The organism is Sediminibacillus massiliensis (genome assembly GCF_900156915.1).
Classification (GTDB): Bacteria; Bacillota; Bacilli; order Bacillales; family Amphibacillaceae; genus Sediminibacillus_A; species Sediminibacillus_A massiliensis.
The window spans coordinates 2,550,217-2,564,589 of the sequence record NZ_LT732535.1; the positions used below are offsets into that span (position 1 = coordinate 2,550,217).

Below are 14,373 nucleotides of genomic sequence, written 5' to 3' on the forward strand. Positions count from 1 at the left end.
TATTTTATTTTTCTCTTACAGAGAACTGCTGAAAAATTGTGTTGCGTTTGTTTGCGTATACCTGTTCATTTGCAAGCAAGTTGACGATATGGATATTGCGCTGTACGGAAAGACCCAGATTTGTCGCTCCTGCACCATGGGTGTGTTCCAGATTTGTCAGCGTAAAGAACTTATGCTTGCGCTCTTCCTTAAATGACAGCTGATAATCTCGTGTAACTTTGAATAATTTGTCTTTTTCCCATTCAATTTTGCCGGCAAAACGATCCATGAACCATTCAGGCAAATGCGGTTTGTAACCAGTCGCCAATATGACTTTGTCAGTGGTATGTTCGAAGCTATGTTCCTCCTGCCACTGATTGCATTCCAGTACGTACTTCCCACCATAACTCTTCACAGATTCAACCGAGGTCAGCGGCTGAATCGTTATATCAAGCTTCCGTCCACCGGCTGATTTGTAATAAAGCTTGTCGTAAATTGCAGTCAACGTGTCCGGATCTATTCCTTTCCGCAAATTCCCCAATGTATCAAGCGCATTTATTCGCTGCTCAAACGGCAGGGAATGATAATAGTCGACATAGTCAGGAGAAAAGTATTCTTGTCCCAGTTTCGCTTCATCGAGCTGGAACAGTCCGGCCGACCTTGTCAGCAATGTCAGTTCAAAGCTGTGCTTATCCTGTTCGTTCAACAGATCAAGGAACACTTCTGCGGCACTTTGACCGGAACCGACCACAGTTACCACATCGGAGTCTAAAAGGCTGTGTTTTTCATACATGTAACGGCTCGTATGAATGACATCTTTCGATGGGTGGCCTCCCATACCTTTAGGAATCACGGGCTCGCTTCCGGTTCCCATGACGATATTCTTTGCCAGATAATGTACTTGTTTTCCCGTTTTTACATCTTCTGTTACTACTTCAAACAAAGGTTCCTCTGACTCAGAATGGTCGAGGACATCTATCACGGAATAACCAAAATGGAGGTTATCCATCTTGGCAGCAGCCCATTGAAGGTAGTCATTGTATTCCTCTCTGGGCACTTCGAACTTCTTGAAGAAATAAAATTGGTACAATCTGTTTTGTTCATGGAGGTAGTTTAAATAAGTATACCTGCTGGTGGGATCAGCAAAAGAAACAAGATCGGCCAAAAAGGGAACCTGCAGGCTCGTTCCCTCTATCAGCATGCCCGGATGCCACTCGAATTTTTCCGTTTTATCGAAAAATATGCTATCGATTTTCGTTTTTTCCAATAATGCAGCAAGCCCCATGTTATACGGACCGATACCAATCCCGATTAAGTCATAAACTTTTTTCATTAACTCGAACACATCCTTCACTTGCAATGCCTTTCTACATGGTTATGAAGTATTCCCTTTATCGCCTATCATTAAGCACCGTTTTCCTTATCTTTCCATAATTGTTCCATCACAATAACCAGAACAGTCCCTACCAGCAATCCATTGCTTGCCAGGTTCTGGGCAAGTGCCGGTAGTTCTTCAAAAACTTCCAGCGGCAAGAACATGATTCCAATTCCGAATAAAAAGGAAACGGCAATGATCGTCAGCCTGCGGTTATCCAATTTCTCACTGGCAATATTACTCAAACCAAGCCCCATCAACTGCACAAAGGTAGCCAGAATGGCTGCATTGGCTATGGGCGCAGGAATTGCCGATAGCAAGGCCACCACGGGCGGAAACAAAGAAATGAAGATAAGCAAGATAGAAGCATAAACGAACGGCTTCCTTCGCTTCTGTCCTGTCATTTTGATGAAACCAGCAGAAGTGGCTAACGGAACATTGGCGATTGCCGAAAACAAACCGGCAGCACCATGGTTGATCCCCAGCATGCTGCTTCCCCTATTAATTTGTCTGGCGGAGTAAGAAGCTTTTCCCGAGATCGATTGACTGGCTGCAACGACAGAGGCCACTATATTTGATAATAAAATGACCGCCGTTATGAAAGAGATCGGGAGAACACCCCAATCCAGGCGTGGCGGTCCCCAACTGAATACTTCAGGAAGGGCAAATAATGATACAGCTTCCTTGTCAGCCGCTCCAGGTCCCACCAGCAAGACATAGGAAATCCAGCCGATTCCGATTCCAATCAAGACTGCATAGCTTCCGAGCCAGCCTTTGGCAAACAAAGACAATCCGAGCACAATAAAAAAGGTAAGGAAAGCCAAGAGTGCTTCCGTACCATGGATAGCTTCCACTTTTTGTTGTATGCCAAGCATGCCTTCCAGGAATGTACCACTAAGCTGGACAGTCAATAAGAATAGAAACGACCCTGTCGCCAGTGGTGTAAACAATGGCAATAATTTTTCCGCAAACTTAAAAACACCGAACAGTAATAGAAATATACCCGTAAACAACATGGCGGTTTCTATCGTTTGCAGTGTTTCCATAGAGGACAACCCCTGCTGACTGCCCGTCACGGCCATCACTGAGAAAATACTGATCCACAATCCGGCCGGCCCTTCCATAATCGGGAGGCGGTGCCCGATGACAGATTGAAGCAAAGAAGCAATCCCGACGACAAAGAAGGTTCGTTGCATCAGTCCTGCCAACTGATTGAAATCCATGTCAAATAAAGAACCGATTACGATCGGCAATGCTACAGAACTAGCCAGTAAAAAAATAAACCATTGTAAAGTCTCCAGACTATCTTTTGAAATTGCTACTGCTTGTTTCATTACATTCGCTCCTACAACCACTATCTTGTTATTTCTTGGAATATTTTGCGGCACTCCGAAAATGTCCCTCGATGTCCTATTACTATCATAATAGGAAAAAGCCGCTATCGTCTATTATAGCGGCTCTGGTAATCATACTATTTAGCTAAACAAACCTCTTAGATTTTCGATGAGTTTATCGAAAAAGTCGGATACTTTTTGCCAGAATCCTTCGTTGCCTGCAACTTCTTCCAATTTACTTCTGATATCGTTAGCAAGGTCATCCAGTTGGCTGGCAACATTATCGAAATCGATATTCAAATTTCGCATTTTATCGAACAAATCAGTAAGCATTGCTTTGTCTTCTTCGCTTAGCTGGATATTTAGCTGATCAAGCTGTTCCTGGACAATTTGCTCTACTTCTTCTCTTGTGACAGGGTTTTGTTCTGCGATCTGTTGTTTAATTTCCGCAAGCAGCTCGCTGACCTTCTCTTGGTCTATTCCTTCGTTATCTGCCAGATCTGTGGCAACACTCAGTTCTTCATTGGCCACTTCCATCCTGTCTTTATCCAGAGATTCCCCTTCTACATTAAATGCTTTGTATATACCTGTCAGAGCGGAATGTCCACTTACGGTTACCGGCGAAGCCACTTCGACGGTAGCATCTTCCACTCCTGCTGTGATAAGGGCATTAGCATACATTTCATTGGTTACTTCTGTTATATTCTCCGAATTGACGATGTTGATCACTAGGCCATGTCCTTTTTCTTCACGAGTGATCTTAGCAGAAGAAAACATGCGTGCACCAGCATCACCGCCGATATAATTAACAAGGTCTTCTGATGTGATTGTATATTCATCAACCATTTCAGGGTCCTCTACGCCTAACAGCCTTCTTACTTCTTCTTTTTGTGCTTCTGTCAGTGTTTCACCATAAACAACTCTTGGCAACCCGAATTTTTCATTGATTGATTCAGTGCTGTTTCCACTGCTGGCAGAGACAGTTCCCGCTGAATAAGAGGCAAATCCTACCATTAGCAACAAAACGATCGATACATGTAAAAGCCGTTTGATCATAACGATTGATCTCCTTTGTTATTGATTCTTCGTCCACCAAGGGACAAGACCTCACTTCATCCCACATGAATGGTCCACGTCTATATTATGCGTTTTTTTGGTGAATATGGAAAGAAAAATTTCCAAAAAGGCTTTTTATAAAGACTGCAAATATGACCTGCTATCACATTATTTCCATAAACTGCGCCATAAATTTATCCTGATGATGTCGAGTGCTATACAACCGCTGCGGCAGAACACTTCGCTTTCCGCGGGCACGGCCTCAGCATCCTCAGAAGCAAAGAGCGCGCTTCTTCCGGGATCTTCGGACACGTGGGACTGCGATTACTCGCCCCATCGAAGACCTTTCGCTGTTCCTGCAGGAGTCTGCGTGTTCTGCCTTCGCTGTTAGAGGCTTTCTGAATTTTTGTTAAGAATATAGCCCATGTTAGACATGACTTAGAACCACTTATCACTTGATCAGATATCTATCCAAAGCGGAGGAAAAATGCGACACTCCTTGAAAATAAAGTTCGATTTTCTGCGTGCGGTGTAATTTCATGGATGTCTTTTCAAAGTCCTGGGGGAAGAGCAGCTTCCGAAGACCCCGCAGTGAGCGTTTTTTGCTCAAGAGGACAAAGGTTTTCGGTGGGCCGAGTAATCGCAGGCCCAAGAAACGCTTCGGCAGCGAAACATCGCACGCAGAAAATCGAATTGTATTTTCAAGGAGGCTGAGGTGCTGCCCCCGGAAAGGGAGTATTTTTTCCGCAGCGCTGGTCTACCACTTAATCCGAAAAGGATGGTAGGAAGTCACACTGAGAGTTGTGTCGCAGTTTGCCTCAACTGTAAAGCTAAGGATAGTCGGGTTGTGGCTGCCCTAATAAAGGATGAGAAAAGAGTGCCAATAAAAAAGGACAGCATTTGCCATCCTTTTTCTAGTATTAACCTTTTACTGCTACGACATCCATTTCGATGGCGACTCCTTTTGGAAGTCTGCTCACTTCTACAGTGGCCCGTGCTGGATAGGGTTGTTCGAGGTATCCTGCATAAACCTCGTTCACCTTCGCGAAGTCATCCATGGAAGTGATATAAATCGTAAATTTCACTACATTCGCGAAACTCAGCTCAGCCGCCTCAAGTACTGCCTGTAGATTATTCATGACCTGATGCGTCTGCTGCTCTATTCCTTCTACAACGTTTCCTGTAGCAGGATCAATCGGAATCTGACCGGAAACATAGACAAATCCTCCAGCTTCTATTGCTTGTGAATATGGCCCAATTGCTTGAGGAGCTTGTCGAGTTTGGATTTCTTTTCTTACCATGATAAGACCTCCTGTTTTATGTACTTTTCTGTTAGTCTACCATAAATTCAACCATATCATAAGCTTGCAAAAATCTCCCATGATACAATATAAGCGAGAAGTGGTAAAAGGAGGGAACTGTCAATGAACAAGGTAAAGGTCGGCCTTATCGGTTATGGGTTTTCTGGCGCTGTTTTCCACGCGCCGATTTTAAAGGCCTTAGACCAATTTGAAATCAAAAAGGTCGTCAGTTCCAAGCGAGATAAAGTTTTCGAAGAAGTTGGCGCTGTCGAAGTCACAGAGGAATTGGAAGACGTTCTGAACGACCGGGAAATCGAACTAATCATCATTACGACACCGAACAGATATCATTATGACATGGCTAAACGAAGCTTGCTCGCAGGCAAAAATGTCATTTTGGAAAAACCGATGGTTCTCGATTCGAAACAAGGGGAAGAACTGATTCAGCTGGCTAAAGAGAAAAAGCTGATGCTGAGCGTCTATCAAAACAGGAGATGGGATAATGATTTCCTGACTATAAAAGAACTCATCAAAAATGAATCACTCGGCACAATGAATACGTTTATCGCCCATTATGATCGTTTCAATCCTAAACCCAACCAGCTTTGGCGGGAAAGAAAAGAAAAAGGCGCGGGCACACTATACGACCTTGGCTCTCATTTGATCGATCAGGCATTGCATTTGTTCGGAGAGCCGCAGGAAGTGTTTTGTGATTTATGGAACCAACGGGAAGCTTCCGTTGTGGATGATTATTTCCATTTGATTCTTGGTTACCAACGGATGCGGGTAATCCTCCATTCTGGCTCTATCGTCAAACAGCAAGGTCCTAAATATTTACTGCACGGAAGCAAAGGCAGCTTTATTAAATACGGAGAAGACAGACAAGCGGAAGATTTAATGGATGGCAAATCCCCTGTTGGCGAAAATTGGGGGGCAGACAAGCCGGAATGGCATGGCACACTTTATGTCAATGAAGGTGGACAACCCTTCGAAAAAAAAGTGAAAACCGTACCGGGTTCCTACCCGTCCTATTATGAAGGGATATATAACTGCCTCCGTGGACAAGGGCAAAACCCAGTACCTGCCGAGGAAGGCCTTGCGACAATAAGAATCATCGAAACTGCCGTCAAAAGCAGTAAACAAAAGGGTGTAGTCCGTTTGTATTAATGCAAATTCGGATAATTGACTAGAAAGGAAGGAATTACATGAATAAGACTTTTCAAGTGAAAACCCATCACCATTCAGAGATGATCGATATTACCCATGAACTGGAAGACTGGATTAGGGAACAAAACGTGAAGGATGGCTTATTGGTTGTATCCTCCCTTCATACAACAGCAGGAATCACTGTGAACGAAAATGCTGATCCTGATGTCAAAACAGACTTCTTGATGCGGCTGGATGAAATTTATCCTTGGGAACACCCCAAAGACAGGCATGGTGAAGGGAATACTGCTTCCCATTTAAAAACGAGCACGGTCGGCCATGCTCAGACATTAATTATTATGGACGGAAGACTCGCGCTCGGGACATGGCAGGGAGTGAACTTCTGTGAATTCGACGGTCCCCGAAACAGAAAATTCCAGGCCAAGATTATTCAAGGGTAATCTACAAACTAAGGGCTGCGGGTCATACCCGGCAGCCCTTACATCTGTGTCTCGATTTTACGGACCGTATCTACCAAATCATCATGGATGACGTAATCAAATAAAGCATCCATTGGGGTAGGTTCGCGATTGACAATTCCCAGCGGCATATCCAACGCCATGCTGGCATAGTTTGGAAGCATATTAAACGGCGATACCAATAAAGACGTACCCAGCACCAACAACAAATCCGAATCGTTTATAGCCGCTTCCGCTTGTTCATGTCCCATAATCGGATCTCCGAACAACACAATATCCGGCTTCAAAATATCCCCGCAACCGCGTTTTTCACAGACTGGTGTATCATTTTCCATGACATACTCCAAGTTGTATTCACTTCCGCACACAGGGCATGTAGCTGTATTCAGATTTCCATGGTATTCGATGACATGGTGATTACCCGCCATACTATGCAGTCCATCAACGTTTTGGGTAACGATGGAAACTTTCTTTCCCGAATCCTCCAGATTCTTCAAGAAATAATGGACATGATTGGGCCCATAATCTTTCAGCAGCTTCAACCGGAAAATTTCCTTATATTTAACCCAAAAGTCTACCGGATCTTCTAAGAAATACCGCCTGGACATGTAATACTCCCGACTGTGGTTACCCGTCCAGATGCCATTTGCAGACCGGAAATCCGGTATCCCGCTGGAAGTAGAGACACCGGCTCCTGTCAACACGGTGATTGAGTCAGCTTTGGCTATTTCTTTAGCAAGTTTGTTTATTAATTCCAATCAAAAGACCCCTTTTCCTTTTATCCCGGGGAAACCCGCACAATCATTCCTGATTTGGCTGTTTCCCTTTCTATGGCATCATCTTATAACTGAACGAGGCCGGTTGTAAAATAAAGGGGTACAAAATCATTACTTAATGTGGAAACTTTACTGGTGGTTTTTCCATGTGTCTGTTTTTATGCTTTCCCCAATGCATTTGGAACCCGCTCTCTTCCATCTTTTTGTAATGGGCATCCATGTGCTCTGTCATTTTCTTAGCGTCCTCCTCATCAATCACTCCATATTCGAGATATTTATTGATGATCCCTTTACGCTTATCCATTAAATCTTGATAGAGAATGGCCATTTCTTTTTTCTGGGCCTCTGTCAGTTCGACTTTCTCGTTGTCACGGCCGGACTCCTCTTCTGCTTGAATCTGAGTGCCGCTTATACCAATCAAAGTCAAAAACAAGGCAAACACAACCGATATAATCCATTTATTCTTCATTTTGACTGCTCCTTTTCTACTGAAAGTTATTTTACTTTTTGCCTTGAATTTGGAAAATATACAAAAAAAATCTGCATGAATGACATCATGCAGATAAAGGTGATTACTTTTGCAAATTAACGACCATCCGGCCTTGGGCTTGTCCTTCTATAATTGTGTTCAAAGCATCTGGTAATTCATCGAGTGAAATTTCTTTTTGAATATGTTCAGTCAAGCCGTCCGGTTTAAGATCGTCTGCAAGTCGTTCCCATACCTTTGCCCTTATTTCCATCGGGCAATGGACAGAGTCGACACCTAACAGCTTTATATTTCTCGTGATGAATGGAAATACAACGGTCGGCACATCTGTCCCGCCTGTCAAACCACTTACAGCAGCACCGCCTCCATAGCTGAGTTTGGTTAGTAAAGCAGCCAGCTGTTCACCACCGACTGGATCCACTGCTCCGGCCCATTGTTGTTTATCAAGCGGTCGGATTTTTCCATCATAGACTTTTTCTCGGGAAATAATTTCATCAGCACCTATTTGCCGTAAATAGTCATGGGAGCTTTCTTTACCCGTGCTTGCAACTACATGGTATCCACGTTTTTTCAACATAGAAATGGCTGTACTGCCGACCCCTCCGGTTGCGCCTGTTACAAGTACTTTCCCTTTTTCCGGAGCTAGCCCTGCTTCCTCTAATTGTTGAATAGATAATGCTGCAGTAAATCCGGCTGTACCAAGGACCATTGCTTCTTTTAGAGTCAATCCGTCGGGAAGAGGCACAATCCATTCACCGGGAATACGGGCATATTCACTATATCCTCCGAAATGGTCTGTCCCAATGTCATAACTGGTAGCGATGACTTGGTCTCCAGGTTTGTAACGATTATCATCTGATTCCACTACTTCTCCGGCCAAGTCGATACCAGGCACCATTGGATACGACTGGACGATTTTATTGTCTGGTGTACTTGCCATACCATCTTTGAAATTGACACTGGAGTAATGAACTTTGATCAAGACTCCCTCCTGAGGCAATTCCTCTTTGGTGAGCTTGTCCAGTTTCGCCGAAAAACCTTCTTCCGATTGATTGACGACAAATGCGCGAAATGATTCTGCCATTTTCAGCGCTCCTTTCCAGTTAGTAGTCATTTATCTTGTTTCTGTTTCCCATTTTTCAGGTAGTCGTAACATACATCCTCATTCTATCCTATCAGAATAAACGCTCAAAATAATACGCAGCCGGTTTGGCTACGTATTGAGAATGAACTTTACATTAGGATGCTCGTAAATGAGCTCGAAGTCGCCATTACTGCTTAAGTTTTTATATAAGTCTTCCGGGGAAAACCAAAGAAAATCATTTTTCATTTCATACCCTGCACCGTGATAATAACTTAACCAAATTAGTTTAGAGCAGTAAATATATTCCCAAGGGTCGTCTAAAGAAGACGACAAGCTGAAAGAAAATACAGGTGCTTCTTCCCCTTTCTCCTTGAACTCGGAAAGATATGCTTCCGCATAAACTACTGCATTATGTCCCATTTGAGCTGATTTCGGCCGAAACTGGGCATGTTCAGGGTGTTTCCTTAGGAATTGGTCGATTGTGTCTTTCCTTATAGCAGGAGAAAGCCCCGGAGATTCAATGACTTTTCCGCCTTCTACGACTAGTGCTGAATGCCCTACATACCCCGTCTTTGTCATATCCAGGTTATCACTCGCTACTAATATATCACCAGGCTGGAAATCCCGATCCCGGTGTAAACCCATTACATGGAACAGATATTGTTCAGCAAAAGCCGGAGTTCCGGTGTCTTTACGTGATGCAACAATCACCAAATGATGGCTGCCTTCCTTAAGCCAGGAAATATCTATGAAAAAATACCTTCCAATCATATGAATAGCAACTAGATGCTCATCAAGAAAAACATTGTAAAAATGCTCCTCCATGTCATGTGTAGGTATAATGGTAAGTTTCTCTTTATCCTGTTTGACTTCAAAACCTCTTTTCATGATACCACCGCCCACAACTAACCTATTCACGAACGATGGAAAATGTGCCCTGAACTCACAAATTAGTAAAACCAGAACCCGGGTAAATCCCGGATCCTGGTTTTATTAGTTGATATTATGGTTGTGTCTGAATACGTTTTGAGGGTCATACTTTTTCTTTATTTCAAGCAACCTTGAATAGTACGCATAGGTACTTCACAAAACAAGACCATCGTATCTTAAAATACGATGGTCTTGTTCTTATGGACAATAATTCTGTCATCCAACTGCCACTTGACCGCTCTTGCCAAGACACTTCTTTCAATAGATTGCCCGATCTTCTTCATATCCTCACTGTTATCGCGATGGTCTACTCTACTGATGTCCTGTTCAATAATAGGTCCCTCATCCAAGTCATCGGTAACAAAATGAGAAGTGGCGCCAATCAACTTGACCCCTCGTTCATAAGCGCGTTCATATGGCTTGGCTCCGACAAAGGCAGGCAGAAACGAATGATGGATGTTAATAATTCGGTTTTTATGGGCTGCCACGAAATCGGGAGTCAATATTTGCATATAGCGCGCCAATACGATGAAGTCGATATCATGCTCCTCAACAAGCTGCAATTGTTTTTGTTCAACTTGTTTACGAATTTCCTTATTTGCAGGAATGTAATAGAAAGGAATACCAAGAGATTCGACAATTTCCCTGGAATCCTCATGATTGCTGATAACTAGGGAAATGTCTGCCATCAAATCACCAGTTTGCCATTCCCAGAGAAGCTCTCGTAGACAATGTAATTCTTTCGAGACAAAAATCGCCATCTTTTTTATGTCGAAGACGCGAGTAATCCGCCAATCCATCTGAAACTTTTCGGCAATTTGTTCAAATGCTTGTTCTAACTGGGCTTTTGAAGAATCTATATGCGGCGATTCAAACTCAATTCTCATGAAGAATTCGCCACCTTCTGGATTGGTGGTGTACTGACTGGACTCGATAATATTTGCTTCGTGCCTGAACAGGAATTCCGATACAGTAGCAACAATTCCAGGCCGGTCCGGACAATGAATAAGCAGCCTTGCCCGGTTTTCATGCTGTTGTTGGAAGTCTTCCAACTTTTCCTTGATAAACTTTTTCATTTTACTACCTCTTCATATATCATAAATTAAACTTCATCGACCATACTTTTTCCAGTCTACTTCAAAATTTACGTCCAATCAATGCAGACCGGAAGCAATGTCATACTTCTTCTATCTCTTCAAAGACTTTTGCCATGATGGCAGTGAACTCTTCCACTTCCTGACGGTCAGTCGTTAACGGTGGGAGCACTCTGATTACTTGTGGACCTGCGACCAGAATCAATAAATTATGTTCCCTTGCTTTGTGAACATAATCGATCGCATTTCCTTCCACTACAATACCCAGGAGCATTCCCCTTCCTCTGATATCCTTGATCGAAGAATGATTAGCCTGTAATTGACGCATTTGTTCAACTAAATAATCGCTCAATATAGCAGACTCCGAAATAACATCTGTTTCCACAAGCTCCGTGATCGTAGCCAGTCCGGCTGTAGTCGCTAGTGGATTGCCTCCGAAGGTGCTGCCGTGGGAACCGGGTGTGAACGCCTTGGCGGCTTCTTCCTTTGCAATAATTGCACCAATTGGAATCCCGCTGCCCAATCCTTTTGCCAGGCTGATGACATCCGGTTCTATCCCATATTGCTGATAGGCAAACAATGTGCCTGTTCTGCCCATGCCAGTCTGTATTTCATCCACCATTAACAATATGTCGTTCTGTTTGCAGATTTCCGATAGTTGGTTCAGCCATTCCTGATCGACAGGAATAACTCCGCCTTCTCCTTGAACAAGCTCCAACAAGACGGCGCAAGTCTGCTCTGAAACGACCGTCGATAAAACAGAAGGATCATTATATGGTAAATACCGGAATCCCGGTGTCAAGGGTGCAAAACCCTTCTGGATTTTCTCCTGGCCTGTGGCTGCAAGCGTAGCCAAAGTTCTTCCATGAAAAGAGTTGGTAAAAGTAACGACTTCTGAGGCATTGGTACCTTTTACCTCTTGTGCATATCTTCTGGCAAGCTTTATCGCAGCTTCATTGGCTTCCGCACCGCTGTTGCAGAAAAACACTTGGTCTCCGCAGCTGTTTTCGACGAGTTTCTCCGCAAGTTGCTGTTGAGATGGAATATGATATAAATTAGAACAATGCCACAGGCTGTCTAATTGTTCCTGCACTTGCTGTTTGACAGGCTCAGGGGTATGGCCCAAATTGCATGTAGCAATTCCTGACGTATAATCTAAGTATTTATTTCCTTGGTCATCCCATACATAGCTTCCTTTACCTTTGACGAGGGTAATCGGAAACCGGTTATATGTCGGCATAATAACTTGTGCTTTTGATAATGAACCTTCTTTATCCATGAGTTGCCTCCTAATCCAGAGTGATTTTCGTACCGATTTTTTCACCATTTGTAAATTCGGTCAAACTGTCCGGGGCCATGCCATTGATAATAGATACCTCCGGAACCCCATGACCGAGAGCTTCTATCGCCGAGCGCACTTTAGGAATCATACCGCCCTTTATAATGCCCGCTTCGATCAGCCCTTCTATTTTCTCAGCTGTCGCTTGGTGTAATGTTGTTTGCTCTCCGTGTTCTTCGACAAGGATGCCGGGAATATCGCTGATAAAACACAATTTGGCTTTTAAAGCCTGGGCAATAGATGCCGCCGCCATGTCTGCATTGATATTATAGGTTTGGCCTTGTTCGTCTATCCCCAAAGGCGAAATGACAGGAATATAGCCAAGACCGGCAATTTGATCGACGATTACTGAATTCACCTCGGAAACCTTGCCGACAAAACCAAGCGAATGATTTTCACCGGCGGGAACCGCTGTTAATAGCTGGCCGTCGATGCCGCTCAGCCCGAACCCATTTCCCCCGGCCTTGTGCAGTTTCCTGACAATTTGTTTATTCAGTGAACCACTCAATGCCATCTCCACTACGTCGAGCACTTCACTGTTTGTCACACGAAGCCCGTCGACAAAGGGGCTTTCTACTTCAAGCCGCTCTAATAAAGAGTTTATCAACGGGCCACCGCCGTGTACGATAACCGGTTGATATGGGCTGTTCTTCTGCAGATTGACGATATCTTCGAAAAAGGAAAAAGGCAGCGCCTCAAAAACACTGCCGCCGCACTTGATGACAAGATAATTCATATGGAATTCTCCTCCTATGTCCTGTATGAAGCATTTATGCGCACATATTCATATGACAAATCACAGCCCCAGGCAGTAGCCTTTCCGTCTCCATCTCCCATTTCTACATAGATGGTGATAGAGTCTTCCAATAAGTAGTCTTTCGCTTGTTCTTCATCAAAGACAACCGGCATTCCACTTTCCACGACCGGAATCGAACCTAATGCAATGCTCACTTTGTCCGGGTTCAATTGTTGTCCACTGTATCCGATGGCTGTGATGATTCTGCCCCAATTGGCATCCGCACCATGGATCGCCGTTTTAACCAGGTTGGAGGAGATCACAGATTTGCTAATGGCACGCGCAGCTTCTTCAGAAACGGCACCGTTTACTTGCACTTCAACCAGCTTTGTAGCTCCTTCTCCGTCACGGGCTATTTCTTTTGCCAGTTCCTCACAGACCATGGTAAGGCCTTCTTTGAACACATCCCAATCAGGATGCCCTGGTTTCAGCTGGTTATTTCCAGCCTGTCCGTTTGCCATAACTAATACCATATCGTTTGTGCTAGTATCACCATCCACGGTAATCATGTTGAACGATGTATTTGTGATATCCTTCAAGAGGGTGGATAATGCTCCTGCTTCTATTTCGGCATCTGTCGTAATAAAACTCAGCATGGTTGCCATGTTGGGATGGATCATTCCCGATCCTTTTGCAGCACCGCCGATAGAGACCGTCTTACCATCCACCTCGACTTGAACACCAATGCCTTTCTCCCTTGTATCGGTAGTCAGGATGGCGCTTTCGAATCTGGATACCTCATTGTTATCCGCCTGATTGATCTGCTGGATGCCCCATTCTATTTTTTCCATCGGAAGCAGTTCCCCGATCAACCCTGTAGAAGCTACAGCTGTATGATCCTCCGAAACATCCATCGCCTGTGCAGCCAATCTCCGCATTTGGTAAGCATCGGCCAAGCCTTGTTCCCCTGTACATGCATTCGCCACACCGGAATTGACAATCAACGCCTGGATTTTATTTTCTTTTGAGATGCTCTCCTGAGTAACCTTCAAAGGGGCCGCCTGGAAGGTATTGGTTGTATAGACCCCGGCAGTAGTCGCCGGTATTTCCGAACGGACCCAGCCAAGATCCAGCTTTCTCTTCCTTATGCCACAATGGACGCCCCCTGCTGAAAATCCAGCCGGTGTTGTCACATGGCCGTCTGCAAGCATTATGACTTTATCTCTGACTAATTGTTTTGATTGTTCCGCCATCTTT

The 14,373-nt window shown here is 44.1% G+C and carries 15 protein-coding genes; 2 read left to right on the forward strand and 13 right to left on the reverse strand.

The features are described 5' to 3' along the window. Positions 1-4: 4 nt before the first annotated feature. The 4 genes from CZ434_RS13340 to CZ434_RS13355 form a co-directional block, all read right to left on the reverse strand. Positions 5-1,312 (reverse strand): lysine N(6)-hydroxylase/L-ornithine N(5)-oxygenase family protein, encoded by a 1,308-nt coding sequence (locus CZ434_RS13340; protein ID WP_077623598.1) that lies wholly within the window; start codon positions 1,310-1,312, stop codon positions 5-7. 71 nt (positions 1,313-1,383) lie between these two features. Next, positions 1,384-2,688, reverse strand: coding sequence for a purine/pyrimidine permease (locus tag CZ434_RS13345; RefSeq protein ID WP_077623599.1), 1,305 nt, complete (start codon positions 2,686-2,688; stop codon positions 1,384-1,386). A gap of 141 nt (positions 2,689-2,829) precedes the next feature. Beyond that, entirely contained in the window at positions 2,830-3,744 is a 915-nt protein-coding gene (locus CZ434_RS13350) for a DUF1002 domain-containing protein (protein ID WP_077623600.1), read from the reverse strand. A gap of 920 nt (positions 3,745-4,664) precedes the next feature. After that, entirely contained in the window at positions 4,665-5,045 is a 381-nt protein-coding gene (locus tag CZ434_RS13355) for a RidA family protein (protein WP_077623601.1), read from the reverse strand. Between the two features lie 123 nt (positions 5,046-5,168). Here CZ434_RS13355 and CZ434_RS13360 point away from each other — a divergent pair, with 123 nt between their 5' ends. Continuing rightward, a complete protein-coding gene (locus tag CZ434_RS13360; protein ID WP_077623602.1) occupies positions 5,169-6,212 on the forward strand; it encodes an oxidoreductase in 1,044 nt (347 codons plus the stop codon). A gap of 38 nt (positions 6,213-6,250) precedes the next feature. After that, entirely contained in the window at positions 6,251-6,652 is a 402-nt protein-coding gene (locus CZ434_RS13365) for a secondary thiamine-phosphate synthase enzyme YjbQ (RefSeq protein WP_077623603.1), read from the forward strand. Positions 6,653-6,690: 38 nt separating this feature from the next. On the opposite strand, the gene CZ434_RS13370 is transcribed toward CZ434_RS13365, so the two are convergent. The 9 genes from CZ434_RS13370 to argJ form a co-directional block, all read right to left on the reverse strand. Further along, positions 6,691-7,428, reverse strand: coding sequence for an NAD-dependent protein deacylase (locus tag CZ434_RS13370; RefSeq protein ID WP_077623604.1), 738 nt, complete (start codon positions 7,426-7,428; stop codon positions 6,691-6,693). Positions 7,429-7,561: 133 nt separating this feature from the next. Beyond that, positions 7,562-7,915, reverse strand: a complete 354-nt coding sequence (locus CZ434_RS13375; protein WP_077623605.1) for a YckD family protein — start codon at positions 7,913-7,915, stop codon at positions 7,562-7,564. Between the two features lie 103 nt (positions 7,916-8,018). Beyond that, on the reverse strand, positions 8,019-9,017 hold the full coding sequence (locus tag CZ434_RS13380; RefSeq protein ID WP_077623606.1) for an NADPH:quinone oxidoreductase family protein: 999 nt from the start codon (positions 9,015-9,017) through the stop codon (positions 8,019-8,021). 129 nt (positions 9,018-9,146) lie between these two features. Then, the gene (locus tag CZ434_RS13385) at positions 9,147-9,905 is read right to left on the reverse strand and encodes a hypothetical protein (protein WP_077623607.1); all 759 of its coding nucleotides are present in this window, start codon (positions 9,903-9,905) and stop codon (positions 9,147-9,149) included. A 105-nt stretch (positions 9,906-10,010) separates the two neighbouring features. Next, positions 10,011-10,076 (reverse strand): BBE domain-containing protein, encoded by a 66-nt coding sequence (locus tag CZ434_RS22785; protein ID WP_077625195.1) that lies wholly within the window; start codon positions 10,074-10,076, stop codon positions 10,011-10,013. Positions 10,077-10,123: 47 nt separating this feature from the next. After that, positions 10,124-11,023 (reverse strand): formyltetrahydrofolate deformylase, encoded by a 900-nt coding sequence (gene purU / locus CZ434_RS13395; RefSeq protein ID WP_077623608.1) that lies wholly within the window; start codon positions 11,021-11,023, stop codon positions 10,124-10,126. 100 nt (positions 11,024-11,123) lie between these two features. Continuing rightward, positions 11,124-12,320 carry an acetylornithine transaminase gene (locus CZ434_RS13400; protein WP_077623609.1) on the reverse strand — a complete coding sequence of 399 codons (1,197 nt, stop codon included), beginning with the start codon at positions 12,318-12,320 and terminating at the stop codon, positions 11,124-11,126. A gap of 10 nt (positions 12,321-12,330) precedes the next feature. After that, a complete protein-coding gene (argB, locus tag CZ434_RS13405; RefSeq protein WP_077623610.1) occupies positions 12,331-13,116 on the reverse strand; it encodes an acetylglutamate kinase in 786 nt (261 codons plus the stop codon). Positions 13,117-13,130: 14 nt separating this feature from the next. Further along, complete coding sequence (gene argJ / locus CZ434_RS13410) at positions 13,131-14,369, reverse strand: bifunctional ornithine acetyltransferase/N-acetylglutamate synthase (protein ID WP_077623611.1); 1,239 nt, start codon at positions 14,367-14,369, stop codon at positions 13,131-13,133. Between the last annotated feature and the right edge of the window lie 4 nt (positions 14,370-14,373).

What these genes read in the sequence shown, in the direction of transcription:
- CZ434_RS13385 (WP_077623607.1), bottom strand. Translation starts at nt 9,905, where the DNA reads ATGAAAAGAGGTTTTGAAGTCAAACAGGATAAAGAGAAACTTACCATT.
- CZ434_RS13375 (WP_077623605.1), bottom strand. Translation starts at nt 7,915, where the DNA reads ATGAAGAATAAATGGATTATATCGGTTGTGTTTGCCTTGTTTTTGACT.
- CZ434_RS13350 (WP_077623600.1), bottom strand. Translation starts at nt 3,744, where the DNA reads ATGATCAAACGGCTTTTACATGTATCGATCGTTTTGTTGCTAATGGTA.
- CZ434_RS13360 (WP_077623602.1), top strand. Translation starts at nt 5,169, where the DNA reads ATGAACAAGGTAAAGGTCGGCCTTATCGGTTATGGGTTTTCTGGCGCT.
- CZ434_RS13340 (WP_077623598.1), bottom strand. Translation starts at nt 1,312, where the DNA reads ATGAAAAAAGTTTATGACTTAATCGGGATTGGTATCGGTCCGTATAAC.
- CZ434_RS13355 (WP_077623601.1), bottom strand. Translation starts at nt 5,045, where the DNA reads ATGGTAAGAAAAGAAATCCAAACTCGACAAGCTCCTCAAGCAATTGGG.
- CZ434_RS13380 (WP_077623606.1), bottom strand. Translation starts at nt 9,017, where the DNA reads ATGGCAGAATCATTTCGCGCATTTGTCGTCAATCAATCGGAAGAAGGT.
- CZ434_RS13345 (WP_077623599.1), bottom strand. Translation starts at nt 2,688, where the DNA reads ATGAAACAAGCAGTAGCAATTTCAAAAGATAGTCTGGAGACTTTACAA.
- argJ (WP_077623611.1), bottom strand. Translation starts at nt 14,369, where the DNA reads ATGGCGGAACAATCAAAACAATTAGTCAGAGATAAAGTCATAATGCTT.
- CZ434_RS13400 (WP_077623609.1), bottom strand. Translation starts at nt 12,320, where the DNA reads ATGGATAAAGAAGGTTCATTATCAAAAGCACAAGTTATTATGCCGACA.
- CZ434_RS13365 (WP_077623603.1), top strand. Translation starts at nt 6,251, where the DNA reads ATGAATAAGACTTTTCAAGTGAAAACCCATCACCATTCAGAGATGATC.
- argB (WP_077623610.1), bottom strand. Translation starts at nt 13,116, where the DNA reads ATGAATTATCTTGTCATCAAGTGCGGCGGCAGTGTTTTTGAGGCGCTG.
- purU (WP_077623608.1), bottom strand. Translation starts at nt 11,023, where the DNA reads ATGAAAAAGTTTATCAAGGAAAAGTTGGAAGACTTCCAACAACAGCAT.